The following is a 26,609-nucleotide window of genomic DNA, read 5'->3' as shown; positions in this document are numbered from 1 at the left end:
CCCTTATCCACGTCAGTTCGGTAAGTTCGTCAAGGCGTGGCGCTGGCCCTTCGACAGGCTCAGGGCGAACGGCCAGGGAGGTAAAATCCTCTGGCGTTACTTTTACCGCACCACCGCTTTCAGATCCGGCTTGAGCCCCGCGCCGAGGCCTTGGACCGTGTCGTCCGCATAGTCCGTCGGTTCCATGCGCCGCCAGCCGCTCGGCCCAAGTCCCTCCATCGGCTGGAACTTGGTCTTGTACTGCATCCGGGCCGAGCCCTTCACCCAGTAGCCGAGATAGACATAGGGCAGGCGCGCCTGGGCGGCGCGGGCGATGTGGTCGAGGATGATGTAGGTGCCGAGACCGGGGCGGCTCGCCAGGTCGGGATCGAAGAAGCTGTAGATCATCGACAGCCCGTCATCCTGCTGATCGGTCAGGCAGGCACCGATCAGGCGACCGCGGCCGTGCGGCGCCGGCTCCCGATATTCGATGACGTAGCTGTTGACGGGCGTCTGTTCGACCATGTCAGCGTAGTCGTTCTCATCCATCTCGGCCATACCGCGGCCCGGATGGCGGGCGGCGAGATAGCGGCGGAGGAGGTCGAACTGCTCCTCCGTGGTCCACGGCTTGCAGGCGGTGACGACGAGATCGTCGTTCCTGCGCATCAGCTTGCGCTGGGTGGCGTTGGGCCGGAACTCCTCTGCCATGACGCGGACGGAGACGCAGGCGTTGCAGCTCTGGCAGCTCGGCCGGTAGGCGACACCCTGACTGCGGCGGAAACCGATGCGGCCGAGCGCGTCGTTCAGCTCCGCCGCGTTGCCGCCCGTCAGCTCCGTAAACACCTTCCGCTCGGTCCGACCCGGGAGATAGGGGCACGGGCTCGGCGCGGTGACGAAGAAGCGGGGAAAGCGAAACGGCGCGGTCACAGTCCTCTCGATTCCCTCTGCTTCGGTTGCTGACAAAGGGGAATATGAAGGCAAGGTTGCAATAGGAAAAGGGGCGTTAACCACGAAAGGTGGTTAACCCGGCCGGTCTTTACCCTCTTTTAAGCAAGCTCCACCCGAGTCGCCTCGTACCCCTCCCGCGCCAACGCATCCATCAGGCGATCGAGCTGCGCCTGATCGCGGGTCTCGCATTCCACATCCAGCGTCAGCCCCTTGGCCGGCAGGGTGGTGAAGATGCGCTGATGATAGAGCTCCAGAATATTGACGTTCTGTTCCTGGAAGACGCGGGCGACGTTGTAGAGCGTGCCCGGCCGGTCCTGCAGGCTGATGCGGATGCGGGCAAGACGGCCGGAACGGGCAAGGTCGCGCAGCAGGACGTTGGCGAGCAGGCGCGTGTCGATATTGCCGCCGCAAAGCACGATGCCGACGGTGCGGCCGCGGAACTGCGCGGGGTGCGAGAGCATGGCGGCGAGGCCGGCGGCCCCTGCCCCTTCGACCACCGTCTTCTCGATCTGGAGGAGAAGCGAGAGCGCGCGTTCGAGATCGCGCTCGGTGACGAGCTGGATGTCGTCGACGAGATCGCGGACGATGCGTGAGGTGAGTTCGCCCGGCACCTTCACCGCGATGCCCTCTGCCAGGGTATCGCCTTCGCAGGGGAGCTTCAGCCCGCGCAGCTTGGCATACATTGACGGGTAGAGTTCGGCCTGTACGCCGATGATCTTCGTGTCGGGCCGGAGCGCGCGAGCGACGGTGGAGCAGCCGGAGATCAGGCCGCCGCCGCCGATCGGGATTGCCAGCGTATCGATGTCGGGCGCGTCGTCCAGCATCTCGAGGGCGACGGTCCCCTGCCCAGCGATGATTGCGGGATCGTCGAAGGGGTGAACGAAGGTCATGCCACGATCGGCGGCGACGGCCAGCGCATGGGCGTGGGCGTCGTCGAACCGCTCGCCATGCAGGATCACCTGCGCGCCATGGCCCTCGGTCTGGGAGATCTTCACCACCGGTGTCGGTTTCGGCATGACGATGGTCGCTGGGATGCCGAGACGGGCGGCGTGGTAGGCGAGGCCCTGGGCGTGGTTGCCGGCCGACGCCGCGATCACGCCGCGCCGCTTCTCGTCATCGGTCAGGAGCAGCAGCTTGTTGAGCGCCCCCCGCTCCTTGTAGGCGGCGGTGAACTGCAGGTTTTCGAACTTCAGGTAGACGGTGGCGCCGGTCAAATTTGAGAGCGTCTTGCTGAGCAGTGTCGGCGTCCGCACGATCGACGGTGCGATCCGAGCGTAAGCGGCGCGGACATCGTCGATGTTGACCAGAGGCGTGACCTCAGGCGCGGATTGTTGTGCGGTAGCCATGTCTGCGCCCTACTCCATCTGGCGGGGCCGTGAAACACGGCTTATGCGCGGGGTATGGCAAAGGTCACCTTCCTCGGGCTGGGCGTCATGGGTGCGCCCATGGCCCGCCACCTCACCGCCACAGGGCACGACGTCACCGTCTACAACCGGACCGGCGCCAAGGCGGAAGCCTGGGTCGCCGCGCATGGCGGACGGGCGGCGGCGACGCCGGCGGAGGCGGCCGAGGGCGCGGAGGCGGTGTTCTCCTGCGTCGGGGCGGACCATGATCTGGAGGCGGTGACGCTTGGGCCGGATGGCTGCTTCGCGGTGATGGCTGAGGGGGCGCTGTTCGTGGATCACACCACGGTTTCGGCCGATATCGCACGCCGGCTTGCTGTCGAGGGCGCGGCGCGCGGGCTGAGGGTCCTCGACGCGCCGATCTCCGGCGGGCAGGCCGGGGCGGAAGGCGGCACGCTGACCATCATGTGCGGCGGCGCCGTGGCGGACTACGAGGCGGCGGTGCCGATGATGCAGGCCTATGGCAAGCGGATCACGCGGATCGGAGAGGCCGGCGCGGGGCAGTTGGCCAAGATGTGCAATCAGGTCGCGATCGCGGGACTGGTCCAGGGCCTGGCCGAGTTGGTCGGCTTCGCCAAAGCGGCGGGGCTGGACACGGGCAAGGTGTTCGAGGCGATTTCCGGCGGGGCGGCGTCGAGCTGGCAGATGCTGAACCGTTGGGAGACGATGGCGGACGGCAAGTTCGACTTCGGCTTCGCGGTCGATTGGATGCGCAAGGATTTGGGACTGACGCTGGATGAGGCACGGCGCAACGGGGCGTCTCTGCCGGTCGCGGCGCTGGTCGACCAGTTCTATGGCGAGGTTCAGGCGATGGGTGGCGGGCGGAACGACACGTCGTCTCTGGTGCGGAGGCTGGTGAAGTGAGGGCACTTGCCCTCGCGCTGGTCGCGGTACTGGCATTGGCCGCCCCTGCCGCCGCCAAGAAGCGGGTGGCGGCTCCCGTGGATACCACCAGCGCAGGCGGGCTGGTGGACAATGTCAACGGGTACACGCTGGACAAGGCGGGCAAGCTCGTCCGCTTCGACGGGATGCTGGTCAAGAGCGGCAAGGTCGTGAAGCTGCTTGGGCGCGGCGACAAGCGGCCGGCTTATCTCGACTTCCGGCTTGATGGACAGGGGCGGACGCTGATCCCGGGGCTCATAGACGGGCATGGCCACGTCATGGGGCTGGGCTTCAGCGCGATCCGGCTGGATCTGACCGGGGCGGCGTCGCTTGGCGAGTTGCAGGCCAAGCTCCGCGCCTATGCGGCGGAGCGGCCCAATCTGAAGTGGATCACCGGGGGCGGCTGGAACCAGGAGCTGTGGCCCAACCGCGCTATGCCCACGGCCGCCGATCTGGACGCGGTGGTGCCGGACCGGCCGGTATGGCTGGAGCGGGTGGACGGCCATGCCAGCGTAGGAAATACTCTTGCACTGCGGGAGGCGGGTGTGACCGCCGCGTCGAAAGCACCGGAAGGCGGGCGGATCGAGATGGCGGCGGGCCAGCCGACCGGCCTGTTCATCGACAAGGCGCAGGATCTCGTCGCGAAGTTCGTGCCGCCACCGCTGCCGCGCGAGGCTGATACGGCGTTCGCCAAGGCGCAGGACATTCTGCTCGGCTACGGCATCACCGCGATCGCCGACATGGGGACCAGCTTCGACGACTGGAACACCTATCGCCGATCCGGCGACGCGGGGCGGCTGCGCGTCCGCATCATCTCCTACTCGGCCGGTGTCGAGCCGGCGATCTCGATCGCGGGGACGGGGCCGACGCCCTGGCTCTATGGCGACCGGCTGCGCATGGTCGGCGTGAAGCTCTACGACGACGGGGCTCTGGGATCGCGCGGGGCCTGGCTGAAGGTGCCCTATGCCGACCGGCAAGACCAGAAGGGGCTGTCCTTCCTGGACGACGCCAAGCTGCGCAACCTGATGAGCCGGGCGGCGATGGACAATCTGCAGGTCGCCGTCCACGCGATCGGCGACGCGGCGAACGCGCAGGTCCTCGACGCGATCGAGGAACTGTCGGACACCTACAAGGGCGACCGACGCTGGCGTATCGAACATGCGCAGGTGGTCGATTCGAGAGACATCCAGCGGTACGGCAAGTTCGGCACGATCGCGTCGATGCAGCCGGTTCACGAGACCTCCGACCGCCTGATGGCGGAGGCGCGGCTGGGGCCGGACCGGCTGGCTGGCGCCTATGCCTGGGCGAGCATCGCGCGTGCAGGCGCGCCGCTGGCGTTCGGATCGGACGTGCCGGTCGAGAAGCCGGATCCGTTTGCCGGGATTGCGACGGCGATGACCCGGCAGGACGAGAAGGGCGCGCCAGCGGGCGGGTGGCAGCCACAGGAGAAGGTGACCCTCGAACAGGCCTTCGCCGCGTATACGAAGGGTGCGGCCTTCGCTGGTTTCGCCGAGGATCGTTTGGGTTCGCTTGAGCCGGGCCACCACGCCGACTTCCTGCTGCTCGACCGCGACATCTTCACCGTGACGGCCGAACAGATCAGGGCGACGAAGGTGATGGAAACGTGGATTGGCGGGGCGCGGGTATGGACCGCCAAATAGGCGAGAGAAGCGGTCCTAGGGTGCGCCGGCCTCTTGTGACAGGCGGGCGGCCCGGCGCTCGGCGGCTTCGGCCTCGCTCACCAGGGCGTCGCGCGTGCGGGGGTCGGCGCCCATGGCCATTTCCCGATAACGGCGAGCACGCGCCCTCAAGGCGGCGATTTGCTGCTCCTGCTCGTGCATAACACGCCTTTAACCAACGTGTAATGGATTCGCAGCAGCAACAAATTCTCAAGCATCGGCGGAACCGTCCTAATTCGAGACGCGGACGATCATGGCTTCGCGGCTGCAACACGGATGTGGAGGAGGTCCCGCGAACGCCGGATGGAAAAATCGGGCCGGATAGATTAAGTGCGTAGGGTGAACGCTCCCCAGACAATAACGCCGATGGCCATACCCGGCCATGTCGATCCCGTGCCCGTCCCGCGCACCCTGCCGCCGCGCAAGGATGGGCGCATCGATCTGATCGGCCTTGCGCGCGACGAGATCCGCATGGCGCTGGAGACCGCGCAGCTGGAGCCGCGTCAGGCGAAGCTTCGCGCCAAGCAGCTCTGGCACTGGATCTACAATCGTGGCGCCACCGACTTCGCGGTGATGACCGATATCGCCAAGGACATGCGCCTCTGGCTTGCAAACCGCTTCGTCTTGTCGCGGCCGGAAGTCGTGGAGGCGCAGGTCTCGACCGATGGGACGCGCAAATGGCTGCTGCGGTCGGATGACGGCAACGACTACGAGATGGTGTTCATCCCCGATGCGGATCGCGGTACACTCTGCGTGTCGAGCCAGGTGGGCTGCACGCTCAATTGCCGATTCTGCCACACCGGCACGATGCGGCTGGTGCGCAACCTGACGGCAGGCGAGATCGTCGGGCAGGTGATGCTGGCGCGAGATTCGCTTGGCGAGTGGCCGTCCAGTCCCGACGGGCGGATGCTGACCAACATCGTCATGATGGGGATGGGCGAGCCGCTCTATAACTTCGACGCGGTGCGCGACGCCCTGTCGATCGTCATGGACGGCGACGGCCTCGCCCTCTCCCGCCGTCGCATCACGCTTTCGACCTCCGGCGTGGTGCCGATGATGGAGCGGGCGGGGCGCGAGATCGGCGTGAACTTGGCGGTGTCGCTTCATGCGGTGACGAAGGAGGTGCGAGACGAGATCGTGCCGCTCAACCGCAAATACGGGATCGAGGAGCTGCTGCAGGCCTGCGCTGACTATCCCGGCGTCAACAATGCGCGGCGGATCACATTCGAGTACGTCATGCTTAGGGACAAGAACGACAGCGACGAGGATGCGCGCGAGCTCGTCCGGCTGATCCGCAAGTTCAAGCTGCCGGCCAAGGTCAACCTGATCCCGTTCAATCCCTGGCCCGGTGCTGCCTATGAGACGAGCACGCCCGAGCGGGTGAAGCGTTTTTCCGACATCGTGTTCGAAGCCGGCATCTCCGCACCCGTGCGCACGCCGCGCGGGCGGGACATCAACGCCGCATGCGGACAGCTGAAGACCGCGAGCGAGAAGAAGAGCCGGGCCGAGCTCGACCGACTGGCGGAAGAGAAGCAGGCGGCTCTGGGCTAAACGGCTTTGGCGCGGAACAGGGCGACGGCGCGATCGGCCGTGTCCGCATCGGCCCAGCGGACGACGATGGTTTCGCCTATCATGACGTTCCCGGATACTCGGATGTACTGGCGACCACGCCCCGCCCTGCCACAGCGGCAAAGGGCGGGGCGACGGGGCGTCAGCCGCGCTTGGCCTTCCACTCGGCCCGCTTCGCGTCCCAGCCGGCCTTGCGCTCCTCCGGCGTGACGGTGCCGTCCTTGTTGGCGTCAACCTTGTCGAAGATCGCCAGCCTGGCGGCGACGGCCTCGGCCCTGGTCACCTGACCGTCCTTGTTGGCGTCGAGACGATCGAACCAGCGGCCACCGCCGTGGCCGGACATGCGGTGCATCCCATAACCCCGATGATCCCGGTCCGAGCCCTTGGCGTCGGCGCCCTTTCCCGCACCGCGATGCGCAGCGCCGGCGTCCCATTCGGCCTTGGACAGCTGTCCGTTCTTGTCGGCATCCAGCTTGGCGAAGCGCTCGCCGTGACGCTCGGCACGCTTGGCCTGCCATTCGCCGCGCATCTTCTCCCGCGCGGCATCGAACTCCGTCTTGGTGACGACGCCGTTGCGATCGGTGTCGAAGCGGGCGAAATGCTGTTCCGCCTTGGTCTGAGCTTCGGCGCGGGTCTCCGGACCGCGCGGCTGCTTGGCCTGATCGGCGAGCGCCGGCATCGCCGCCACGGTTGCGAGGCTGACGAGGCCCAAGGTCAGAAACTTCCTCATGTTCAATCTCCTACACATTGGGCGCGCCACCGCGCCGCTGTGCAATCCAACTAGACGAGTCGCACTGACGTCCTCCTGAATGCGGCTGTCAGCCTCAGGTCAGCTTTCTCCCCGTTGATCGCGCCGCGCAAAGACCTCTAAGAACGCCGGCATGTGGATGCTCGACGCCTTTCTGAAGCGGATCGTTGTCAACGGCCGGCTGATCGCCATCGACCCGGACGGCAGGGTTCACGAATATGGACGAGCGGCGGACGGCTTCCCCGAACTCACCATCCGTCTGACCGACAGCGCAGTGCAGCGCGCGATCATCAGCAACCCGCAACTGGGCGCGGGCGAAGGGTTCATGGACGGGCGGCTTATCGTCGAACAGGGCGACATCCGCGACCTGATCGACATCATTCTCCACAATCTCCGCTGGGAGAATGCGGGCCTGCTGCAGGATTCCGCGCTGCGGCGTGCCTTGGGATCGGTGAAAGGCAAGCTTGACCGCATCAACTGGCAGGCGAAGTCGAAGCGCAACGTCGCGCATCATTACGATCTTTCCGACCGGCTCTACGACCTCTTCCTCGACGCCGACCGGCAGTACAGCTGCGCCTATTACACCGATCCGGCGAACAGCCTGGAACAGGCGCAGCGCGACAAGAAGGCGCATATCGCGGCGAAGCTGAACCTGCGGCCGGGCAACCGCGTGCTCGACATCGGCTGCGGCTGGGGCGGGATGGCGCTCTACATCAACGAGGTGTCCGGTGCCGAGGTGCTGGGCGTCACCCTGTCCGAGGAACAGCTGAAGGTCGCCCGCCGCCGCGCCGAGGAGAAGGGTGTGGCCGACAAGGTGAAGTTCGAGCTGATCGACTATCGCAATGTCACCGGCACGTTCGACCGCATCGTGTCGGTCGGCATGTTCGAGCATGTCGGGCCGGCGCATTACGAGACCTTCTTCGCCAAGTGCCGGTCGCTGCTGGCCGAGGACGGGGCGATGCTGCTCCACACGATCGGCCGGATAGGCACACCCGGCGTGACGGATGCCTGGACGGCCAAGTACATCTTCCCCGGCGGGTACAGCCCGTCGCTATCGGAGATCGTCACCGCCAGCGAGCGGGCGCATCTGATCGTCAGCGACGTCGAGACCTTGCGCCTGCATTACGCGCTGACGCTGGACGAATGGTACGCGCGGACCAACGCGGCGAAGGCAGAAATCGTCGCGCTTTATGACGAGCGATTCTTCCGCATGTGGCAGTTCTACCTCGCCGGGGCGGCGGCCGCCTTCAAGTTCGGCGACCATGTCAACTTCCAGCTGCAATACATCCGCGACCGCTACGCCCTGCCGATGACGCGCGACTACATGACCGCGACCGAGCACGACCTGACGCCCTTCAGCTAGGGTCCTCGTCGCGCTCCATGCGGAAGGCGGCAGTAAGGTAGTCCTCGGCCGCGCGGCGGAGCGCCTCGTCCTTCTCGAACGCCATTGCTGGCGGGGGTGCCTGGTCGAAGACTTCCAGCAGCGTCCAGAGCGCAAAGCGACGGCTCGGCTCATTCTCCGTCCCGAAATCGACCGACAGCCGCTCCAGCCCGATCTTCAGCGCGAAGTCGCTGAGCGTGTTGGGATCATCTGTGCCGAAATAATGAAGAAGCAACGCGTCGAGGTCCATGCTTCACCCATCGCACAAGCCTTGCCGCGAAGGAACTCCGCGATGGCGGACGTGGGGCCGGTCGCGCCGGGGCAGGCGGTACGATCGCCGGCGGGATGACCGCCGCCTCGCCCTGGCGCGCGTAGATGTAGAAATCCGCGAAGCTGGTCTTGTTCTTGTTGGCCGGGTCGAAAGGATAGGGATTGGGCACATGCCCGGCCAACGACCAATCGGGCTGCGAGGCAGCCACATAGTCTGAGAACTTTCGATGCCTCACATGCTTGCCGCCATAGGGAACCTCCCGATCGTCGGAATAGATGACGACGAACTTCGTGGCGAAGGCGAACAGGCGATCGATATAGGCGGTGAAGACATCGTCCTCGACCAGATGATAGATAACGTCGATTGACATCGCGAGCTCGCATGGCGCAACGTCGGCCAGTTCGGAAGTATGGCGGAAGACAAGTTCCGGGCGATCCGCGAAGCGGGTTTTCAGCTGATCGAGGACCGTTTTCGAGACATCGACACCGATATAGCCTCTGACGTTCATGAGGCTCAGTTGGTTACCGTCGCCACAGCCGAAATCGGCCACGCTCTCCACGCCGTTCGCTTCGATGAAGCGGTTGAGAAATGCGGCCTTGAACTTTGCCAGGCGGCCGTAGCTTCCGGCCCCGGAGTTGCGGCCCGTGGCGTAGCGCTTGTCCCAGTAATCCCCTGAATCAATTGTGGACCGCCGGCTATCGACCACGAACGCCCCCTTACCCGTATGCGACCTGATGGGGTATACTGCTCGACGACTTAGGGACAAGGCGCAGAGCGGCGCGGCTACACCGCCAGGCTGGCGCGGCCGCCGGCATGGCGATCGAGGCGGCCGGCGAGTTCCAGTTCGAGCAGGACGGTCTGCACGACACCGGCGGGCAGCCCGGATTGGCGGACGATCTCGTCGACGCTGACGGGGGTGGGGCCGAGCAGGTCGAGGATGCGCTGGCGGTCGGCATCCGACGCGTTGTCCATCTGCGCGCCCGCCCAGGCAGCGGGCGGCTCGCGCACCAGCCCCGTGCCGATCGGGCGGAGCGCCTCCAGCACATCGGCGGCGTTCTGGATCAGGGTGGCGCCCTCTCGGATCAGCAGATTGCAGCCTTGCGCGCGCTGGTCGAGCGGGGAGCCGGGAACGGCCAGCACCTCACGCCCGAACTCGGCGGCAAGGCGCGCGGTGATGAGGGAGCCGGACTTGGGTGCAGCCTCGACCACCACGGTCGCCTGGGCTAGGCCGGCGATGATGCGGTTGCGATAAGGGAAGTGGCGCGCGCGCGGCTCGGTGCCGGGTGGCTGTTCGGCGACGAGGAGGCCCTTCGCGGCGATCTCGCGCTGCAGCCCTTCATTCTCCGGCGGGTAGAAGACGTTGATGGCGCCTGCGACCACGCCCACCGTGCCGGAGCCCAGCGATCCGTGATGGGCCGCCGTGTCGATGCCTCGAGCGAGACCCGAGATGACCGTCACGCCCGCCTCCCCCAGATCGAAGGCGATCTCACGCGCGAAGCGGCATGCGGCGGCCGAGGCATTGCGTGCGCCGACGATGGCGACGGTGGGACGGTCAAGCAGGCCGGCGTCCCCTGAGACGATCAGCATCGGCGGCGCAGTGTCGATCGCTGAGAGGAGCGGCGGGTAGGCGGCCGTTCCCACGAAGAGACAGCGTGCGCCTTTGCGGGTGATCGCAGCCAGTTCCCGCTCCGCATCGGCCACGCTGGCGAGGCGGACGTCGCGACGCCCCCCACGCGCGGCGAGTTGCGGCACGGCGTCCAGCGCCGCTTCCGCGCTGCCGAACCGGAGAACAAGCTGGCGGTAAGTGACGGGACCGATCTGCGCCGAGCGCGCAAGGCGCAGCCGGGCGACGGCATCCGCAGGACCGGCCGGAGCGCCCATGTCAGGCGTCGCTTGCCTCCGCCGTCCTGGCACCGACCTTCGGCTCGGTGCCGTCCAAAAGGCGGGCGATGTTGGCGCGATGCTTCCACAGCAGCAGCGCCGCGAGGGGAATGAAGACGAGGGTCAGAGCGGGCTGGCGCATCGCCATCGCGGAGACCGGAAGGACGATCGCCGCCGACATGCCCCCGACCGACGAACGACGCGAGAGCGCGAGAGCGCCGATCCACACCACCGCGTAGACGAGGCCGCAGGGCCAATGGAGCGCGAGCGCAAGGCCCAGCAGGGTCGCGACCCCCTTCCCGCCTCGAAAGCGGAGCCAGACCGGATAGAGATGCCCAAAGAACGCGCCTACGGCACCGACAACGCCGAGGTCTGGCGCGATCAGCGCGGTGACCCAGACTGCCACCGCGCCCTTGAGTGCGTCGAGGATAAGGGTCGCGGCGGCAAGGCCCTTGCGCCCGGTGCGGAGCACGTTGGTCGCCCCGATGTTGCCGGACCCGATATTGCGGATGTCGCCCGCGCCGCCGAGGCGCGTCAGGATAAGCCCGAACGGAATCGAGCCAAGCAGATATCCGATCACCAGCGCGGCGGCCGGTGGAAACCAGGCGGTCATCAACAAGCGCTCCCCCGCGATCCCGCAGCATAAGCGATGGTGCCGCCACCGCAACACCTTCGATCAAGCGGCCCTTGCGGCGGCGCGGCGCGCTGCTACCTGAATGCCTGTGAGCGACACACGGCCGATATTGCTGTTCGATTCCGGAGTTGGCGGGCTTTCCGTGCTCGGCCCCGTCCGCGCGCTGATACCCGCCGCGCCGATCGTCTACGCGGCGGATTCGGCAGGCTTCCCCTATGGCACCAAGACCGAGGCCGAGATCGCGGCGCGCGTGCCGGCCCTGCTCGGCCGGCTGGTTGAACGCTATCGCCCGCGCCTGATCGTCATCGCCTGCAACACGGCGAGCACCATTGCCCTGCCGGAGATCCGTGCGGCCCTCGACCTGCCGGTGGTAGGCACGGTGCCTGCGATCAAGCCGGCGGCGCTGGTGTCAAAGAGTCGGGTGATCGGCGTGCTCGGCACCGCCGGTACGGTTCGGCAGCGTTATGTCGACAAGCTTTCGGCCGAGTTCGCCGCGGACTGCACCGTGCTGCGCCACGGGTCCGACGCGCTGGTGAAGGCGGCGGAGGCGAAGCTGCGCGGCGAGGCGGTCGATCCGGCCGTTTACGAGCGCGAGCTTGCGGCGCTGAGCGGACAGCCGGGCGGAGAGCGGCTCGACACGGTGGTCCTCGCCTGCACGCATTTCCCGCTGGTGCAGGAGGAGCTTGCCGCCGCCGCGCCCCAGCTCCTCCAGTTCGTGGACGGCGGTGCCGGTATCGCGCGCCGGGTGGCCGTGCTGACCGAGGGGCAGGAATGGCCGTCAGAGCCGGGGCCGGGGCTGGCGGTATTCACATCCGATACACCCGCCAATCAGGCGCTTGCCCCCGGCCTTGCCGCGCGCGGTCTCGCCCGGATCGAGGTGTTGTAAGCGCCACGCGCGTTCACTCTGATCGGAATCCTTGCGAGCCGTTCGCACTGGCCAAGCGCCGCCCCCAAGTCTATGTGCCCCGGCGATATTTGCGGAGCGGAGGCGCCGGGTAGGGCGCCGGGGAGTGCCAGGTGGACTATCAGCGCATCTTCACGCAGGCGATTGATCGGCTGCATGCCGAGGGCCGCTATCGCGTGTTCATCGACATCCTGCGCAACAAGGGCATGTTCCCGAACGCTCGCTGCTTCCACGGGCATAACGGGCCGAAGCCGATCACCGTCTGGTGCTCCAACGACTATCTCGCGATGGGCCAGCATCCGAGCGTGCTGGCGGCGATGGAAGAGGCGCTGCACGATGTGGGCGCGGGCTCCGGCGGCACCCGCAACATCGGCGGCAACACGCATTACCATGTCGATCTGGAGCGCGAGCTGGCCGACCTGCACGGCAAGGAAGGCGCGCTGCTGTTCACCAGTGGCTATGTTTCGAACGAGGCGACGCTCTCAACCCTCGCCAAGATCCTGCCGGGCTGCATCGTCTTCTCGGACGAGCTGAACCACGCATCGATGATCGCGGGCATCCGCAATTCGGGCTGCGAGAAGCAGGTGTTCCGCCACAACGACCTTGAGCATCTCGAAGAGCTGCTGGCCGCCGCTCCTGCGGACGCCGCCAAGCTGATCGCCTTCGAAAGCGTCTATTCGATGGACGGGGACGTGGCGCCGATCGCGGCGATCTGCGACCTCGCCGACAAGTACAATGCGCTGACCTATCTCGACGAGGTCCACGCCGTCGGCATGTACGGCCCGCGCGGCGGCGGCATTTCGGACCGGGAGGCGGTGGCCGACCGGCTGACGATCATCGAGGGTACGCTCGGCAAGGCTTTCGGCGTGATGGGCGGCTATATCGCGGCCGACCAGATGATCATCGACGTGATACGCTCCTACGCCCCGGGGTTCATCTTCACCACCAGCCTGTCGCCGGTGCTGGTCGCGGGTGCGCTGGCCAGCGTGCGCCACCTGAAGGCTTCGTCCGTGGAACGCGACGGGCAGCAGGCAGGGGCGGCGCGATTGAAGGCGATGTTCGCCGATGCCGGGCTGCCGGTCATGGAGACGACAACGCATATCGTGCCCCTGATGATCGGCGACCCTGTGAAGGCGAAGCGGGTCAGCGACATCCTGCTCGCCGAATACGGCGTCTACGTTCAGCCGATCAATTACCCCACCGTGCCGCGAGGCACCGAGCGGCTGCGCTTCACCCCGGGTCCGGCGCATGACGAAATGATGATGCAGGAACTGACCGATGCACTGGTCGAGATCTGGAGCCGGATCGAGTTGAAGCGGGCGGCGTAACTTCCGCCCTCCAGTTCTCGCTCACCATAGCGAACTCACGCACCCGCCGTCATCCCCTTCCTCAGATTGGGAATGACGAACTGGGAGCATTCAAACTCGCCCTGCCCCTCACCGCCGTCCGCATACGCCACTCGCATCAGTTTAGTCGCGGCAATACCCCTCCGAGCCGTAGATCACGACCAGACAGTCCTTCTTGCCGGCCAGCCACTTCATGCCGGTCTTCGCGCCCGATCCGGCGGTGACGGTGAGCGGCTTTCCATTGCGTTCGAACGACAGGCCGGTGGGCGTCGCGACCGCCTTGAAGCTGCCCTCGTCATCCAACGTGTACTTCATCTTAAGCGAGTAGATCCCGTCGCCCGTCTTCTCGTCGCGGGCGATGTCGAGCGTCAGCCCCTCCGGCCCCCTCCAATGCCCGATCCAGTCGGCGGCGGGCGAGGAGAAGATCGGGGACTGCCGCTCCGGAATGGTGATCGCGGCGTAGTTCGTCTCCACGACCACGTCGTTCGCCTCGGGCGCGTCGCCGCCGCAGCCCGCGAGCGCGAGACCAAGGGCAAGAAGAGCTATCCGGCGCACGTCAACTTCTCCATCAACAGCTTGTGGCATTGAGCACCGTGAACGACTAGAGAGCGCGCCATCCGAGTCAACCAGCAATGGACCCTGCAATGGCCGAGCGTATCGCCATCGCCTCCGATCACGGCGCTTATGAGTTGAAGGCGACCCTCGCCGCCTGGCTGCGCGAGCAGGGGCATGAAGTCATCGACCTCGGCACCGACGGGCCGGAGAGCGTCGACTATCCCGATTTCGGCTATCGCCTCGCCCACACCATCATCGACGGCAGGGCGACACGTGGCGTGGCGCTCTGCGGTTCGGGCATCGGCATCTCGATCGCGGTGAACCGCCACCCGGAATGCCGCTGCGCCCTCGTGTCGGAACCGCTTTCGGCAAAGCTGGCGCGCGAGCATAACGACGCCAATGTCATCGCCATGGGCGCGCGGCTGACCGGGCCGGACATGGCCCGGGCCTGCCTCGAAACCTTCCTTTCGACCGATTTCGCCGGCGACCGCCACGCCCGCCGCGTGGACAAGCTTTCCAACCCCGATCTGCAGAAGGTGACCGCATGAGCACCCAGCCCGTCCCCGCCCTCCCCATCCGCAGCGACGGCTTCTTCAGCCGCAGCCTCGCCGACGCCGATCCGGCCGTCTTCGGCGGCGTGCAAAAGGAGATCGCGCGCGAGAAGAACCAGATCGAGCTGATCGCCAGCGAGAACATCGTGTCGAAGGCGGTGCTGGAGGCGCAGGGCTCGGTCTTCACCAACAAGTACGCGGAGGGATATCCCGGCAAGCGCTACTATCAGGGCTGCGCGCCGTCCGACGAGGTCGAGACGCTGGCGATCGAGCGCGCCAAGCAGCTGTTCGGCTGCGGCTTCGCCAATGTGCAGCCGCATTCGGGCGCGCAGGCGAACGGCGCGGTGATGCTGGCGCTGACCAAGCCCGGCGACACGATCATGGGCCTCAGCCTCGACGCGGGCGGGCACCTGACCCACGGCGCTAAGGCGGCGCTGTCGGGCAAATGGTACAACGCCGTCCAGTACGGCGTGACCCGCGACACGCATCTGATCGACTATGATGCGGTGGAGGCGATGGCGAAGGAGCATCGCCCCAAGCTGATCATCACCGGCGGTTCGGCCTATCCGCGCCATATCGACTTCGCCCGCTTCCGCGCGATCGCGGATGAGGTCGGCGCGTTGTTCATGGTCGACATGGCGCATTTCGCAGGCCTCGTCGCCGGCGGCGTTCATCCGCCCCCCTTCGGCCACGCCCATGTCGTCACCACCACCACGCACAAGACGTTGCGCGGGCCGCGCGGCGGCATGGTGATGACCGATGACGAGGCGATCGCGAAGAAGATCAACTCGGCCGTGTTCCCGGGCCTTCAAGGCGGCCCGCTGATGCACGTCATCGCGGCGAAGGCGGTGGCCTTCGGCGAGGCGTTGCAGCCCGATTTCAAGGCCTATGCGGCAGCGGTGATCGAGAACGCCAAGGCGCTCGCCGCCCGGCTGAAGGAGCGCGGGGCGGAGATCGTGTCGGGCGGCACCGACACGCATCTGGCGCTGGTCGATCTCACCCCCCTCGGCGTCACCGGCCGCGACGCGGATGAGGCGCTCGAACGGGCGAGCATCACCTGCAACAAGAACGGCATCCCCTTCGATCCGCTGCCCCCGGTCAAGACCAGCGGCATCCGCGTCGGATCGCCCGCCGGCACCACGCGCGGCTTCGGCCCGGCCGAATTCCGTGAGATCGGCGACATGATCGCCGACGTGCTGGACGGGCTCGCCAAGAAGGGCGAGCATGGCGATGCGCAGGTCGAGGCCAATGTTAAGGGTCGCGTCGAGGCCCTCTGCGCCCGCTTCCCGATCTATCCGGAGCTGTAATTGCGCTGTCCGTATTGTTCGCATGAAGACAGCCAGGTGAAGGACAGCCGTCCGACCGAGGACGGCGCCTCCATCCGCCGCCGCCGCCAGTGCGAGGATTGCGGCGCGCGGTTCACCACGTTCGAGCGGGTGCAGCTGCGCGAGCTGACCGTGGTGAAGTCCGACGAGAGCCGCGAGCCATTCGACCGGGCGAAGCTGGAACGCGCCATTGCCATCGCCTGCCGCAAGCGGCCCGTAGAGGCGGCGCGGCTGGAGCGGCTGATCACCGGCATCCAGCGCCAGATCGAAACCAGCGGCGAAAGCGAGGTCACCTCCGCCCGCATCGGCCAGATGCTGATGGAGGGGCTTAAGGGGATCGACACCGTCGCGTACATCCGCTTCGCGAGCGTCTACAAGGACTTCGCCGAGGCGAAGGACTTCGAAGACTTCGCGGGGCAGGTGGCGGATGCGGGGCGGGAGTGATCCTTAAAACGCCCGTCCGTCCCGAGCGAAGTCGAGGGACCATCGCCGAGCGAAGCCGAGGCGCCCGGACCAACTGTCGGAGCAGGCCGTGACGTTCTGGGCCTACATGCTCCGCTGCGCGGACGGCAGCTACTACACCGGCCAGACGGATGATCTTGAGCGCCGCGTCTATGAGCACCAGAAAGGCGTGATTCCAGGCTACACCGCAGAACGCCGCCCTGTTGAGCTGGTCTGGTCCGAACCTTTTTCGACCCGCGATGAAGCACGCGAGGCGGAGCACCGTATCAAGCCCTGGTCACGCGCCAAGAAGGAGGCGCTCATCCGCGGAGATTGGGAGGCCTTGAGCGTTGCCGCCGAGCCGCCTTCGGAACGGCTGGCGCGGGCCTCGCCTTCGCTCGGCCAAGGTCCCTCGACTTCGCTCGGAACGGACGGGACAGTGGAATCTTTTCCCCCGCCATCGTCCTCGTGCGCCCGCAACTCGGCGAAAACATCGGCAAGGCCGCCCGGGCCATGCTCAACTTCGGAATCACCGACATGCGCCTGGTCGCGCCGCGGGATGGCTGGCCCAACCCCGACGCTGGCCCAGCCGCGTCCGGCGCGGATCTCGTGCTTGAGAACGCCCGCGTGTTCGACACGCTGGCGGAGGCGATCGCAGACTGTGCGCACGTCTACGCGACGACGGTCCGCAAGCGCGGCGTGACGAAGCCGGTGGTGACGCCGGATGAGGCCGCAGCCGAGATCTGGGCCGCGCCGGAGAGGACGGCGATCATGTTCGGACCGGAGCGATCGGGGCTGGAGACCGATGACGTCGCGGTTGCCCGCGCAATCCTGACCGTCCCGATCAATCCGGAGTTCGGCAGCCTCAATCTCGCCCAAGCGGTCATCCTGGTCGCCTATGAATGGTCGAAGCGCACCCCTCTGGTGCAGCCGACCGCGACCGCGTTGGACCCGCCCGCGCCGCAAGCCGAGCTGGACGGCATGATCGCGCAGCTAGACGGGATGCTGGATGAGGCCGGATTCTATTTTCCACCGGATCGCGTACCAGCGACGCGGCGCACCCTTCGCTCTATCCTGACCAAGCCCGCGTGGAACTCGCAGGAGGTCCGGACCCTGCGCGGGGTGCTAAGCGCGCTGGCCAAACCACGGCCCCGCTGATCAGCGGTGAGCGTCGTCCCACCGCTCCAACTCATAGGCGATCGACGCTTCGACGAGCCGCTCCCACAAATTCGCCGCAAGCTCGGCCGGCCAGCCATTGAGCGCTGCCGCCAGCCGGACGTTCTCGATTACCTGCGTCTTGCGCGCCTCGTCGCGAACCTGGCTCCGCTCCGTCTTGATGCGGGCGGCCGCCTGCATGTAGGCGAACCTCTTGCCGAGCAGTTCGCACAGAGCCTCGTCAACCGTATCCACCCCGATGCGGACCTCCGCCATCGTGGTGCAATCGTCGGGTTCCAGCGCGCCGTCGTTCATGCTCCGCGCTCTAGGGAGGCGGCATCCGCCTGTCCATCTTGACGGCGCAAGACCTTTTCGCCATAGGCCGCGCCTTCGCAATTGGCTCCGCACCCCGGTGAGAGCGGTAGCCCTGCCCTTCGCATGAAGACAGCAGCGCGGTTCCGGGACTTAACCGATCAGGCCAAACCGGCCGGGTCACGCAATTGAAGGACGTATCATGTCGAAGCGCAGCAGCGCCAAGTACAAGCTCGACCGCCGCATGGGCGAGAACATCTGGGGCCGTCCGAAGTCCCCGGTCAACAAGCGCGAATACGGCCCCGGCCAGCACGGTCAACGCCGCAAGAGCAAGGCCACCGATTACGGTATCCAGCTCAAGGCGAAGCAGAAGCTGAAGGGCTATTACGGCGACGTCACCGAGAAGCAGTTCAAGAAGAACTACATCGAGGCGGCCCGCATGAAGGGCGACACCGGCCAGAACCTGATCGGCCTGCTGGAACAGCGCCTGGACGCCGTTGTCTATCGCGCCAAGTTCACCCCTACGATCTGGTCCGCGCGCCAGCTGGTCAGCCACGGTCACGTCCGCGTCAACGGCGTGAAGTGCAACATCGCCTCGCGCAAGGTGAAGCCGGGCGACGAGATCACGCTCGGCACCAAGGCGCAGGAGATGGCGCTGGTGCTGGAGGCGCAGAGCCTTTCCGAGCGTGACATCCCCGACTATGTCGCGCCCGACGGCGCCGCCAAGGTCACCTTTGTCCGCGTGCCGACGCTGGACGAGGTTCCCTATCCGGTGAAGATGGAGCCGAACCTGGTCGTCGAGTTCTACTCGCGCTAAGTTCAGCGGCATCGCGAATGCGAAAGGGCGGCTCCGGCAACGGGGCCGCCCTTTTCACATGCGCGCAACACGCCCGCATCACTGCCGGAGGTATCCAATGACTCTCCGCTCCTTCCGCCCCGCCCTCGGCTTCATCTTCGTCACCGCCGTGCTGGACATCATGGCGATGGGACTGGTCATCCCGGTCCTGCCGCAGTTGATCGTCGAGTTCACCGGATCGGAGGCGGATGCAGGGTTCTGGAACGGCGCGCTGGTGGCGATCTGGGCGGCGATGCAGTTCCTGTGCTCGCCGGTGATCGGCTCGATCTCGGACCGGTATGGGCGGCGACCGACGATCCTGGTTTCGGCCGCCGGGCTGTCGATCGATTGGGCGCTGATGGCACTGGCGCCAAACCTCTGGTGGCTGGCGGTGGGCCGCGCCATCGGCGGCGTCACATCATCCAGCTTCACCGCGATCTACGCCTATATGGCCGACATCACCGCGCCGGAGGACCGCGCCCGCGCCTTTGGCCTGATCAGCGCGGCGTTCAGCGCAGGATTCGTGGCGGGGCCGGCGCTGGGCGGGTTGCTCGGCACCTTCGGCCCGCGCGTGCCGTTCTGGGTGGCGGCGGCGCTGTCTGCGCTCGCCTTCGTCTACGGTCTGTTCATCCTGCCGGAGTCTTTGCCACGCGAGAAGCGGATGGCGTTCTCATGGGCGCGAGCCAACCCGTTCGGCGCGTTGAAGCTGCTCCTCTCTCATCCCGAGCTGACCGGCCTCGCCACCGTCAACTTTGCGCTCTATTTCGCGCATCACGTCTTCTCGGCGGTGTTCGTGCTCTATGCCGGGCACCGCTATGGCTGGGGCGTGTTCGAGGTGGGCATGCTCCTCGCCTTTGTCGGCGTGCTCGACGTGGTGATGCAGGGCTTGATCGTCGGCCGCGTTGTGAAGCGGCTTGGCGATCGGCGGACGATGGTGATCGGGCTGGCGATGGGGGCGGTCGGCCTCGCCTGTATGGGGCTGGCCAATACCGGGCTGCTGTTCGCGCTGGCGATGATCCCCAATGCGTTCTGGGGGTTGGCGATGCCGACCATCCAATCACTGATGACGGCGCGCGTCTCGGAGAGCGAACAGGGCCAGTTGCAGGGGGCCAACAACTCCGTCGGGGCGATCGCCGGCGTCGCCTCTCCCCTGTTCTTCGGCTGGCTCTACGGGGTGACGGTGGACGACCATCCCGGCATCAGCCTGCTGGTCGCTGCCCTCATCAGCGTCGTGGCGGCGATCGGCGGGGCGATCACCGCCCGCCGCTTCGCACGCTGACCGCCTTGCGCGGACGCTCTTGCCGCCCATAGAAGGGTTCATCCGTCGCCCGCAGGGCGCGCCCGTACATCGGAGTCCTCCCATGACCCTCTCCAGCCGCGCCGCCGCGCTTGCACTGTGCCTGACCACCGCCGTGCCCGCGCTTGCCGCACCCGCCATCTCTGTCGAGACGTTGAAGGAGGTGACCAAGACGCTCTCCTCCGATGAATTCGAGGGCCGCGCGCCGGGGACACCGGGTGAGGACAAGTCGATCAAGCTGATCGCGGAGCGGTTCGAGAAGGCCGGGCTGAAGCCGGGCGCCAACGGCAAATGGTATCAGGACGTGCCGATGGTGGAGATCACCGCGCAGCCGGGCATGACCCTCGCCTTCTCGGGCGGCAAGGCCCCGGTCACCCTTGCTTACAAGACCGACATGGTGGTCGCGACGCGGCAGGTGCAGCAGCATATCGCGGTGAAGGATAGCGATGTCGTCTTCGTAGGATATGGCGTCAACGCGCCGGAGCTTGGCTGGAACGACTATGCCGGCGTCGATGTGAAGGGAAAGACGGTCGTCATCCTGATCAATGACCCGGATTGGGAGACGAAGACGCTGGACGGCCCCTTCGGGGGGCGGGCGATGACCTATTACGGCCGCTGGACGTACAAATATGAGGAGGCGGCGCGTCAGGGTGCCGCCGCCGCGATCATCGTGCATGACACCGAACCTGCCGCCTATGGCTTCAACGTCGTCGTCTCATCCTGGACCGGGCCGCAGATCGAGCTGGATGCCGCGAACGGCTATGCCGACCAGTCGAAGGCGATCGGCTGGATGACGGGCGATGCCGCGACCAAGGTCTTCGCCGCCGCCGGCAGGGACCTCGCGCAGATGAAAGCCGCCGCCAAGGTCAAGGGCTTCAAGGCGGTGCCGCTGGGTCTGAAGCTGTCGACCGCGTTCAACAACGAGACCCGCAAGACGATGTCGCACAACGTCGTCGGCATCTTGCCCGGCAAGAAGCGGGCGGACGAATACGTCCTCCTGTCAGCGCATTGGGACCATCTCGGCCGCTGCGAGCCGGTGAACGGCGACGACATCTGCAACGGCGCCTATGACAATGCGTCCGGCACGGCGGGCCTGATCGCGCTGGCCGAGGCGAATGCGAAGGCGGGCCCGGCGGATCGCTCGATCGTATTCCTTGCGGTAACGGCCGAGGAGTCGGGGCTGCTCGGGTCCGGATATTATGCGGCCAACCCGCTCTACCCGCTGGGGCAGACCGTGGGGGGCGTGAACCTCGACGGGGTCAGCATCTACGGCGCGTCGAAGGACGTGACGATCACCGGCCCCGGCAAGTCGGAGCTGGACACCTATGTCACCCGCGCCGCAGCCGCGCAGAACCAGACTGTCCAGCCGGAGCCGACGCCGGAGAAGGGCTATTACTACCGCTCCGACCATTTTAGCTTCGCCAAGCGCGGCGTGCCGATGGCCTATTTCGAGAACGGCCTCGATCTGGTGAACGGCGGCACCGCGCGCGGCAAGGCTGTCACGGAAGCGTACACAGCGGCGCACTATCATGCCCCGTCCGACGAATATCACGACGATTGGGACTGGTCGGGCGGAGTGCAGGAGCTGAGCCTGACCTATAATCTTGCCCGCGAACTGGCCGATAGCGATGCCTGGCCGAACTGGTCGCCGACCGCCGAATTCCGCGCGATCCGCGACAAGTCGCGGGCGGGGAAGTAAGCGACCCATGAAGCGGATGCCGGCCGAATGGGAGCTGCACGACTTCGTGTGGATCGGCTTTCCCAGCCATCCGGAGCTTTGGCAGGACGACCTCGAACCCGCGCAGACGGAGGTCGCCGCCTTCGCCCGTGCCGTCCATGCGGACGGCCGGGGCGAGCGCGTCCACCTTGTCGCGGCAAATGACGAGGCGGGCGCGGCGGCGCGGCGCTTGGCACCGCACGCGACGGTGATCGTGCAGCCGTTCGGCGACATCTGGCTGCGCGACACGGCGCCCATCATCGTGCGCGGCGCTGACGGCCTGTCGGCGGTCGACTTCGATTTCAACGGCTGGGGCGGCAAGTACGACCTGCCCGGCGACGACAGCATCGGCGCGCGGCTGGGCGCGACCACCGGGTTCCCTGTCGCGAAGTCGCCGTGGATCTTCGAAGGCGGCGCTCTGGACGTCGATGGCGCGGGCCTTGCCGTCACGACCGAACAATGCCTGCTCAATCCTAACCGCAATCCCGGCCTGTCGAAAGAAGAGATCGAGGCGCGGCTGCGCGAGACGCTCGGTGTGGAGAGCATCCTCTGGCTCGGCGACGGGCTGCTGAACGATCATACCGACGGGCATGTCGATAACCTCGCGCGCTTCGTCGGCGCGGGGCGGCTGGCGGTGCCCGAGGCGTCGGGTGCGGACGATCCCAATGCGGCCGTCTATGCCGACGCGCGGGCGCGGGCTGAGGCGTTCGGGGTCGAGGTGGTGACCATCCCCTCACCCGGCCTTGTCGAGCGCGAGAGAGAGATCATTCCGGCGTCGTACATGAACTTCTACATCGGCAACGCCGCTGTGGTGGTGCCGCAATACGGATCGGACCGGGATGCGGAGGGCGTCGTGGCGGTGCAGGCGCTGTTCCCCGAAAGGCTGGCGATCGGCCACCGCGCGGATCATATCCTGACCGGCGGCGGCAGCTTCCACTGCATTAGCCAGCAAGTGCCGCGCGCGTAATCATCCGCCCCAAGCTTGCTTGGGGAGGGGGACCGCCGCCGCAGGCGGTGGTGGAGGGGCGGTGCGCAGCACCGGCTACGCCGGCCCCTCCACCATCCTCCGGATGGTCCCCCTCCCCATCTACGATGGGAAGGATTTAATGGTCACAATCCCGCGCTATATGAGGGGCATGACCCAGATCACCGTCGCCGCCCTGCAGCTCGCCTTTTCCGACGTGGTGGAGGAAAATATCGGCGCCGTGTCCGCTTTGGTCCGCGAGGCGGCGGGCAAGGGCGCGCAGGTGATCCTGCCGCCGGAGCTGTTTGAGGGACACTACTTCTGTCGCGTCGAGGATGAGGGCGCGTTCACGCGGGCCAAGCCGGTCGGCAGCCATCCGGCGGTCGTCGCCATGCAGGCCTTGGCGCAGGAGCTGAAGGTCGCCATCCCCACCAGCTTCTTCGAGGCGGATGGGCCGCATCACTACAACAGCCTGGCGATGATCGGACCGGACGGGAAGATCGCCGGCGTTTACCGCAAGAGCCATATTCCGGATGGGCCGGGATATGAGGAGAAGTTCTATTTCCGGCCCGGCAACACCGGGTTCAAGGTGTGGAACGCGGCGGAGACGACGATCGGCGTCGGCGTATGCTGGGACCAATGGTATCCCGAAACGGCGCGGTCGATGATGCTGATGGGCGCGGAAATCCTGTTCTACCCGACCGCAATCGGCAACGAGCCGCATGACCCCGATCTCGACACCTCGCGGCTGTGGCGGCGGGCGATGATCGGCCATGCCGTGTCGAACGTCGTGCCTGTGGTCGCCGCGAACCGGATCGGGACCGAGGACGGCCAGACGTTCTACGGCCACAGCTTCATCTGCGACGAGCGGGGCGACATGCTGGCCGAGTTCGGCGCGCAAGAGACCGGCGTGCTGGTCGCGACGCTCGACATCGATCTTGCCAAGCGGCATCGCGCAGCCTTCGGCTTCTTCCGCGACCGGCGGCCGGAGCTTTACGGGCGGATCGCGCAGGACATCTGAGGTTAAGCCGCCTGACGCGATGCTGTGACGATGATCTGGCCAGCGGCTCTCCTCCTGCTAGCAGCACCTCAGGCGGAGGACGCCGCGCATCGCGCCGATCGGGAGCGGACCGAGCAGTTGAACCGGCAGGCGGCGAAGATTGTTGAGCGGCGTCAGGCGCGGAATGCGGATGCTCGGGAGGACTATCGTGACGCCGACGCGCGGTATCAGCGCCAGATGGCGGCCTGGCGGCAGCGCGTCGTGGAATGCCGGAGCGGGAACTGGGACGCCTGCGACGACCGCTGATTTCAGATACAGCATGGACTGAACCCGGAAGACCGCCAATGGTTGTGCGGCGGGGCAGTCACCGCTCAGCAGCAATCGGGAGCCGTTACAGCGATGAGAGTTGGCGTTCTGACGTTTCATCGCTGCGTCAATTATGGATCCTACTGGCAGGCGCGGTGCCTTGTGGAGGGCCTGCGCGCGCGGGGGTTGGACGCGGTGCTGCTCGACCACGACGCGGAATATGTGCGGCGTGTGGAATGGCGTTGCGCGTTTCAGCCGACGCTGCCGGTGCGGACGCCACGCGCCGACCTCCCCCTTTATGCCGCGAAGGGACGTAAGTTCCTGGCGGCGTTCGACGCGCTGCCCCAATCCCCGCGCTTTCCGCTCGACCATCCCGAGGAAGCGGGCAGCTACGACGTCGTGCTGGTCGGCAGCGACGAGGTCTGGAATTTCCGGCACCCCTGGTACGGGTACAAGCCCTTGTTCTTCGGGACCGACCTGCGCACCGGGCGGCTCGCCTCCTATGCCGCGAGCTTCGGCAACCACGATGCCGCGCAAGGGATCGAACCAGGCTGGGCGGAGAAGCTGGCGGCGTTCGATTGCCTGTCCGTGCGCGACGAGAACAGCCGGACGCTGATCCGCGAGAGCATCGGTCGGGAGCCGTCGCTCGTGCTCGACCCCTGCCTGCAGTTTCCGCCGCCCGCACCGGAGCCGGTGGAGGGAACCCCCTATCTGGCCGTCTACGGACACGGTTTTCCTAACTGGTTCGCCGCGCAGCTGCGGACATGGGCGGACAAGAACGCGAGACGGGTGGTCAGCATCGGATATCGCAACGACTGGGCGGACGAGCAGCTGATCGAGGCGGGGCCGGAGGAGTTCTCCGCGCTGATCGCCTCCGCCGATGCCGTCGCCACCAACTTCTTCCACGGCTGCGTTTTCGCGCTCCTCCACCAGCGGCCGTTCGTCAGCGCGCCGTCTGCGTACCGATTCAACAAGGTGCGGGATCTTGCGGCATTGCTGGGTGCCGAGCGGCATATCGTCTTCGAGGCGACCGGGGCGGAGGACTATGCGGCCTTGCTCGGCGCGCCCTTGGACCCGCCGTTCCAGGATCGGATCGCGGCCATGCGCGTCCAGTCGGACGATTACCTGAGGACGGTCTTTGGCTGAGGCGCTCGCCCCGGGCGATGTCACCGGCGCCGGGCTGTGCATCGGCTGCGGTGGGTGCGCGGCGGGCAAGACACCGCTGGCATGGGATCGCTACGGCCAGCTGAAGCCATCCGGCGCGTGGACGCATGAGGCGAGCGAGAGCTTCGCGCGGACCTGCCCCTTCTCCCCCGAGGCGGCGAACGAGGACGAGATTGCGGCCGCGCGCTTCCCCGCGCCGGCGCAGCGCGACCACCTGATCGGCAGTTTCGAGGCGGCCTACGTGGGCCATGTCGCGGAGGGCGATTTCCGCCCCGGCGGCAGCTCGGGCGGTATGGTCAGCTGGGTCGCGGCGGAGCTGTTGCGGCGCGGGCTGGTGGATGGCGTCGCCCATGTCGCGCCGAGCAATCCGGAGGACGGTCGCTTTTTCGGCTATCGCCTCTCGCGGAGCGTGGCGGAGGTGCAGCAGGGCGCGCGATCGCGTTACTATCCGGTCGAGCTTTCCGGCGTGATCGAGGAGATCCGCCGCGTCCCCGGCCGCTACGCCATCGTCGGCGTGCCGTGCTTCATCAAGGCGGTCCACCTGCTGCGCCGCGAGAACCCGGTACTGGAGGAGCGGATCGCCTACACGCTCGGCCTGTTCTGCGGGCATATGAAGAGCGCGCGGCTGGTCGACAGCTTCGCCTGGCAGCTGGGCGTGGACACGGGCGATGTCCGTGCCGTCGAGTACCGCCAGAAGAACCCGGATCGCCCCGCCAACTGGTACACCGCGCATCTGACCCTGAACGACGGCAGCGCGCGCTGGCAGGACTGGATGCACCTCGCCGACGGCGATTGGGGCGCGGGCTTCTTCCAGAACTCCGCCTGCAACTATTGCGACGATGTCGTGGCCGAAACGGCGGACATCGCGTTCGGGGATGCCTGGGTAGAGCCCTATTCCTCCGACGGCCGGGGCACCAATGTCGTGATCACGAGGCAGCCGGAGGTGCAGGCGATCGTCGCCGAGGCGATCGAGCAAGGGCAACTCGCGCTCGAACCGGTGGACGCTGCCTTCATCGCCAACACGCAGGCAGCGGGGTTCCGGCAGCGGCGCGAGGGGCTGGCATATCGGCTGCGCACGCACCCTCCCCGCCTGCCGCTCCGCAAACGGGTCACCCCGGGCGGTGGGGATCTGCCCCGCCGGCGCAAGCTGATCTACGCGATGCGGCGGCGGATCAGTGCGAACAGCCATCGCTTCGCCGCGCTGGCGAAAGGGTCGGACTGGCCGACGGTCTACGTGCGCTGGGCGCGAATGACGCTGCGGCTATACGAGGCGATCGCCTATTCGCGCGGGCGGCTCGGTGCCCTGCTGCGCCGGATCGAGGGACGCGGCGAGGGCTGATCCGGGCCGAAGGTTCCGAAAGT

General features: G+C 66.8%; 28 protein-coding genes and 1 pseudogene. 19 read left to right on the top strand and 10 right to left on the bottom strand.

What is annotated here, in order from left to right; translation table 11 throughout:
• Positions 1 to 102 precede the first annotated feature (102 nt).
• A complete protein-coding gene (locus tag ACM608_RS02605; RefSeq protein ID WP_419681618.1) occupies positions 103 to 906 on the bottom strand; it encodes an arginyltransferase in 804 nt (267 codons plus the stop codon).
• A gap of 119 nt (positions 907 to 1,025) precedes the next feature.
• The gene (locus tag ACM608_RS02600) at positions 1,026 to 2,273 is read right to left on the bottom strand and encodes a threonine ammonia-lyase (protein ID WP_419681616.1); all 1,248 of its coding nucleotides are present in this window, start codon (positions 2,271 to 2,273) and stop codon (positions 1,026 to 1,028) included.
• A 54-nt stretch (positions 2,274 to 2,327) separates the two neighbouring features.
• On the opposite strand from ACM608_RS02600, the gene ACM608_RS02595 reads away from it, so the two are divergent.
• Both ACM608_RS02595 and ACM608_RS02590 read left to right on the top strand, forming a co-directional pair.
• Positions 2,328 to 3,194, top strand: a complete 867-nt coding sequence (locus tag ACM608_RS02595; protein WP_419681614.1) for an NAD(P)-dependent oxidoreductase — start codon at positions 2,328 to 2,330, stop codon at positions 3,192 to 3,194.
• A complete protein-coding gene (locus ACM608_RS02590) occupies positions 3,191 to 4,873 on the top strand; it encodes an amidohydrolase (protein WP_419681612.1) in 1,683 nt (560 codons plus the stop codon). Before ACM608_RS02595 ends, ACM608_RS02590 begins: the two co-directional genes overlap by 4 nt.
• A gap of 15 nt (positions 4,874 to 4,888) precedes the next feature.
• On the opposite strand, the gene ACM608_RS02585 is transcribed toward ACM608_RS02590, so the two are convergent.
• On the bottom strand, positions 4,889 to 5,053 hold the full coding sequence (locus ACM608_RS02585; protein ID WP_419681610.1) for a hypothetical protein: 165 nt from the start codon (positions 5,051 to 5,053) through the stop codon (positions 4,889 to 4,891).
• 204 nt (positions 5,054 to 5,257) lie between these two features.
• On the opposite strand from ACM608_RS02585, the gene rlmN reads away from it, so the two are divergent.
• Positions 5,258 to 6,442 carry a 23S rRNA (adenine(2503)-C(2))-methyltransferase RlmN gene (gene rlmN, locus ACM608_RS02580; RefSeq protein WP_419681608.1) on the top strand — a complete coding sequence of 395 codons (1,185 nt, stop codon included), beginning with the start codon at positions 5,258 to 5,260 and terminating at the stop codon, positions 6,440 to 6,442.
• 160 nt (positions 6,443 to 6,602) lie between these two features.
• Here the strand turns inward: rlmN and ACM608_RS02575 are convergent, their stop codons facing one another.
• Positions 6,603 to 7,190 (bottom strand): EF-hand domain-containing protein, encoded by a 588-nt coding sequence (locus ACM608_RS02575; protein WP_419681606.1) that lies wholly within the window; start codon positions 7,188 to 7,190, stop codon positions 6,603 to 6,605.
• A 151-nt stretch (positions 7,191 to 7,341) separates the two neighbouring features.
• Between ACM608_RS02575 and ACM608_RS02570 the strand changes: the two genes are divergently transcribed.
• Positions 7,342 to 8,571: a class I SAM-dependent methyltransferase gene (locus ACM608_RS02570; protein ID WP_419681604.1), complete on the top strand. Its 1,230-nt coding sequence runs from the start codon at positions 7,342 to 7,344 to the stop codon at positions 8,569 to 8,571.
• Here ACM608_RS02570 and ACM608_RS02565 read toward each other — a convergent pair.
• From ACM608_RS02565 to plsY, 4 genes are all read right to left on the bottom strand, one after another.
• Entirely contained in the window at positions 8,564 to 8,839 is a 276-nt protein-coding gene (locus tag ACM608_RS02565; RefSeq protein WP_419681602.1) for a hypothetical protein, read from the bottom strand. The two genes, ACM608_RS02570 and ACM608_RS02565, sit on opposite strands and share 8 nt — an antisense overlap.
• Complete coding sequence (locus tag ACM608_RS02560) at positions 8,796 to 9,566, bottom strand: methyltransferase domain-containing protein (protein WP_419681601.1); 771 nt, start codon at positions 9,564 to 9,566, stop codon at positions 8,796 to 8,798. The genes ACM608_RS02565 and ACM608_RS02560 overlap by 44 nt, the downstream gene beginning before the upstream one ends.
• Positions 9,567 to 9,643: 77 nt before the next feature.
• Complete coding sequence (gene dprA, locus ACM608_RS02555; protein ID WP_419681599.1) at positions 9,644 to 10,741, bottom strand: DNA-processing protein DprA; 1,098 nt, start codon at positions 10,739 to 10,741, stop codon at positions 9,644 to 9,646.
• 1 nt (position 10,742) lies between these two features.
• Positions 10,743 to 11,354, bottom strand: a complete 612-nt coding sequence (plsY, locus tag ACM608_RS02550; protein WP_419681598.1) for a glycerol-3-phosphate 1-O-acyltransferase PlsY — start codon at positions 11,352 to 11,354, stop codon at positions 10,743 to 10,745.
• Between the two features lie 103 nt (positions 11,355 to 11,457).
• Here plsY and murI point away from each other — a divergent pair, with 103 nt between their 5' ends.
• Positions 11,458 to 12,261, top strand: coding sequence for a glutamate racemase (gene murI, locus ACM608_RS02545; protein WP_419681596.1), 804 nt, complete (start codon positions 11,458 to 11,460; stop codon positions 12,259 to 12,261).
• A gap of 131 nt (positions 12,262 to 12,392) precedes the next feature.
• Positions 12,393 to 13,607: a 5-aminolevulinate synthase gene (hemA, locus tag ACM608_RS02540; protein WP_419681594.1), complete on the top strand. Its 1,215-nt coding sequence runs from the start codon at positions 12,393 to 12,395 to the stop codon at positions 13,605 to 13,607.
• Positions 13,608 to 13,748: 141 nt separating this feature from the next.
• Here the strand turns inward: hemA and ACM608_RS02535 are convergent, their stop codons facing one another.
• Positions 13,749 to 14,180 carry a hypothetical protein gene (locus ACM608_RS02535; RefSeq protein ID WP_419681593.1) on the bottom strand — a complete coding sequence of 144 codons (432 nt, stop codon included), beginning with the start codon at positions 14,178 to 14,180 and terminating at the stop codon, positions 13,749 to 13,751.
• 89 nt (positions 14,181 to 14,269) lie between these two features.
• Between ACM608_RS02535 and rpiB the strand changes: the two genes are divergently transcribed.
• The 5 genes and pseudogenes from rpiB (at position 14,270) to ACM608_RS02510 (ending at position 17,655) form a co-directional block, all read left to right on the top strand.
• The gene (gene rpiB, locus ACM608_RS02530; protein ID WP_419681592.1) at positions 14,270 to 14,728 is read left to right on the top strand and encodes a ribose 5-phosphate isomerase B; all 459 of its coding nucleotides are present in this window, start codon (positions 14,270 to 14,272) and stop codon (positions 14,726 to 14,728) included.
• Positions 14,725 to 16,038, top strand: coding sequence for a serine hydroxymethyltransferase (glyA, locus tag ACM608_RS02525; protein WP_419681590.1), 1,314 nt, complete (start codon positions 14,725 to 14,727; stop codon positions 16,036 to 16,038). Before rpiB ends, glyA begins: the two co-directional genes overlap by 4 nt.
• Complete coding sequence (nrdR, locus tag ACM608_RS02520; protein ID WP_419681588.1) at positions 16,039 to 16,500, top strand: transcriptional regulator NrdR; 462 nt, start codon at positions 16,039 to 16,041, stop codon at positions 16,498 to 16,500.
• 106 nt (positions 16,501 to 16,606) lie between these two features.
• Positions 16,607 to 16,750 (top strand): annotated as a pseudogene (locus tag ACM608_RS02515) (GIY-YIG nuclease family protein); the annotation flags it as partial.
• A gap of 260 nt (positions 16,751 to 17,010) precedes the next feature.
• Positions 17,011 to 17,655 (top strand): RNA methyltransferase, encoded by a 645-nt coding sequence (locus ACM608_RS02510; protein ID WP_419681587.1) that lies wholly within the window; start codon positions 17,011 to 17,013, stop codon positions 17,653 to 17,655.
• On the opposite strand, the gene ACM608_RS02505 is transcribed toward ACM608_RS02510, so the two are convergent.
• Positions 17,656 to 17,967 (bottom strand): chorismate mutase, encoded by a 312-nt coding sequence (locus ACM608_RS02505; RefSeq protein ID WP_419681585.1) that lies wholly within the window; start codon positions 17,965 to 17,967, stop codon positions 17,656 to 17,658. It lies immediately after the preceding gene.
• Positions 17,968 to 18,166: 199 nt separating this feature from the next.
• Here ACM608_RS02505 and rpsD point away from each other — a divergent pair, with 199 nt between their 5' ends.
• The 8 genes from rpsD to ACM608_RS02465 all read left to right on the top strand — a co-directional run bounded on the left by rpsD (position 18,167) and on the right by ACM608_RS02465 (position 26,586).
• The gene (gene rpsD, locus ACM608_RS02500; protein ID WP_419681583.1) at positions 18,167 to 18,781 is read left to right on the top strand and encodes a 30S ribosomal protein S4; all 615 of its coding nucleotides are present in this window, start codon (positions 18,167 to 18,169) and stop codon (positions 18,779 to 18,781) included.
• A 97-nt stretch (positions 18,782 to 18,878) separates the two neighbouring features.
• Positions 18,879 to 20,078: a TCR/Tet family MFS transporter gene (locus ACM608_RS02495; protein ID WP_419681581.1), complete on the top strand. Its 1,200-nt coding sequence runs from the start codon at positions 18,879 to 18,881 to the stop codon at positions 20,076 to 20,078.
• A gap of 82 nt (positions 20,079 to 20,160) precedes the next feature.
• Positions 20,161 to 21,795, top strand: a complete 1,635-nt coding sequence (locus ACM608_RS02490; protein WP_419681579.1) for a M28 family metallopeptidase — start codon at positions 20,161 to 20,163, stop codon at positions 21,793 to 21,795.
• A gap of 7 nt (positions 21,796 to 21,802) precedes the next feature.
• Positions 21,803 to 22,780 (top strand): agmatine deiminase family protein, encoded by a 978-nt coding sequence (locus ACM608_RS02485; RefSeq protein WP_419681577.1) that lies wholly within the window; start codon positions 21,803 to 21,805, stop codon positions 22,778 to 22,780.
• 169 nt (positions 22,781 to 22,949) lie between these two features.
• A complete protein-coding gene (gene aguB, locus ACM608_RS02480; RefSeq protein ID WP_419681575.1) occupies positions 22,950 to 23,798 on the top strand; it encodes an N-carbamoylputrescine amidase in 849 nt (282 codons plus the stop codon).
• Positions 23,799 to 23,828: 30 nt separating this feature from the next.
• Positions 23,829 to 24,083: a hypothetical protein gene (locus tag ACM608_RS02475; protein ID WP_419681573.1), complete on the top strand. Its 255-nt coding sequence runs from the start codon at positions 23,829 to 23,831 to the stop codon at positions 24,081 to 24,083.
• Positions 24,084 to 24,176: 93 nt separating this feature from the next.
• Positions 24,177 to 25,229 (top strand): polysaccharide pyruvyl transferase family protein, encoded by a 1,053-nt coding sequence (locus ACM608_RS02470; protein WP_419681571.1) that lies wholly within the window; start codon positions 24,177 to 24,179, stop codon positions 25,227 to 25,229.
• A complete protein-coding gene (locus ACM608_RS02465) occupies positions 25,222 to 26,586 on the top strand; it encodes a Coenzyme F420 hydrogenase/dehydrogenase, beta subunit C-terminal domain (protein ID WP_419681569.1) in 1,365 nt (454 codons plus the stop codon). Before ACM608_RS02470 ends, ACM608_RS02465 begins: the two co-directional genes overlap by 8 nt.
• The last annotated feature ends 23 nt before the right edge of the window (positions 26,587 to 26,609 follow it).

Origin of the sequence: Sphingomonas sp. ID0503 (genome assembly GCF_048565625.1) — a bacterium.
Taxonomy (GTDB): Bacteria; Pseudomonadota; Alphaproteobacteria; order Sphingomonadales; family Sphingomonadaceae; genus JBLZUR01.
This window is presented reverse-complemented; position numbering and strand designations above follow the sequence as displayed.

What these genes read in the sequence shown, in the direction of transcription:
- ACM608_RS02485 (WP_419681577.1), top strand. Translation starts at nt 21,803, where the DNA reads ATGAAGCGGATGCCGGCCGAATGGGAGCTGCACGACTTCGTGTGGATC.
- ACM608_RS02565 (WP_419681602.1), bottom strand. Translation starts at nt 8,839, where the DNA reads ATGGACCTCGACGCGTTGCTTCTTCATTATTTCGGCACAGATGATCCC.
- ACM608_RS02575 (WP_419681606.1), bottom strand. Translation starts at nt 7,190, where the DNA reads ATGAGGAAGTTTCTGACCTTGGGCCTCGTCAGCCTCGCAACCGTGGCG.
- aguB (WP_419681575.1), top strand. Translation starts at nt 22,950, where the DNA reads ATGACCCAGATCACCGTCGCCGCCCTGCAGCTCGCCTTTTCCGACGTG.
- ACM608_RS02570 (WP_419681604.1), top strand. Translation starts at nt 7,342, where the DNA reads ATGTGGATGCTCGACGCCTTTCTGAAGCGGATCGTTGTCAACGGCCGG.
- dprA (WP_419681599.1), bottom strand. Translation starts at nt 10,741, where the DNA reads ATGGGCGCTCCGGCCGGTCCTGCGGATGCCGTCGCCCGGCTGCGCCTT.
- rpsD (WP_419681583.1), top strand. Translation starts at nt 18,167, where the DNA reads ATGTCGAAGCGCAGCAGCGCCAAGTACAAGCTCGACCGCCGCATGGGC.
- ACM608_RS02475 (WP_419681573.1), top strand. Translation starts at nt 23,829, where the DNA reads ATGATCTGGCCAGCGGCTCTCCTCCTGCTAGCAGCACCTCAGGCGGAG.
- ACM608_RS02510 (WP_419681587.1), top strand. Translation starts at nt 17,011, where the DNA reads ATGCTCAACTTCGGAATCACCGACATGCGCCTGGTCGCGCCGCGGGAT.
- rlmN (WP_419681608.1), top strand. Translation starts at nt 5,258, where the DNA reads ATGGCCATACCCGGCCATGTCGATCCCGTGCCCGTCCCGCGCACCCTG.
- ACM608_RS02470 (WP_419681571.1), top strand. Translation starts at nt 24,177, where the DNA reads ATGAGAGTTGGCGTTCTGACGTTTCATCGCTGCGTCAATTATGGATCC.
- rpiB (WP_419681592.1), top strand. Translation starts at nt 14,270, where the DNA reads ATGGCCGAGCGTATCGCCATCGCCTCCGATCACGGCGCTTATGAGTTG.
- ACM608_RS02495 (WP_419681581.1), top strand. Translation starts at nt 18,879, where the DNA reads ATGACTCTCCGCTCCTTCCGCCCCGCCCTCGGCTTCATCTTCGTCACC.
- ACM608_RS02505 (WP_419681585.1), bottom strand. Translation starts at nt 17,967, where the DNA reads ATGAACGACGGCGCGCTGGAACCCGACGATTGCACCACGATGGCGGAG.
- ACM608_RS02585 (WP_419681610.1), bottom strand. Translation starts at nt 5,053, where the DNA reads ATGCACGAGCAGGAGCAGCAAATCGCCGCCTTGAGGGCGCGTGCTCGC.
- plsY (WP_419681598.1), bottom strand. Translation starts at nt 11,354, where the DNA reads ATGACCGCCTGGTTTCCACCGGCCGCCGCGCTGGTGATCGGATATCTG.
- ACM608_RS02595 (WP_419681614.1), top strand. Translation starts at nt 2,328, where the DNA reads ATGGCAAAGGTCACCTTCCTCGGGCTGGGCGTCATGGGTGCGCCCATG.
- murI (WP_419681596.1), top strand. Translation starts at nt 11,458, where the DNA reads ATGCCTGTGAGCGACACACGGCCGATATTGCTGTTCGATTCCGGAGTT.
- glyA (WP_419681590.1), top strand. Translation starts at nt 14,725, where the DNA reads ATGAGCACCCAGCCCGTCCCCGCCCTCCCCATCCGCAGCGACGGCTTC.
- ACM608_RS02490 (WP_419681579.1), top strand. Translation starts at nt 20,161, where the DNA reads ATGACCCTCTCCAGCCGCGCCGCCGCGCTTGCACTGTGCCTGACCACC.
- ACM608_RS02600 (WP_419681616.1), bottom strand. Translation starts at nt 2,273, where the DNA reads ATGGCTACCGCACAACAATCCGCGCCTGAGGTCACGCCTCTGGTCAAC.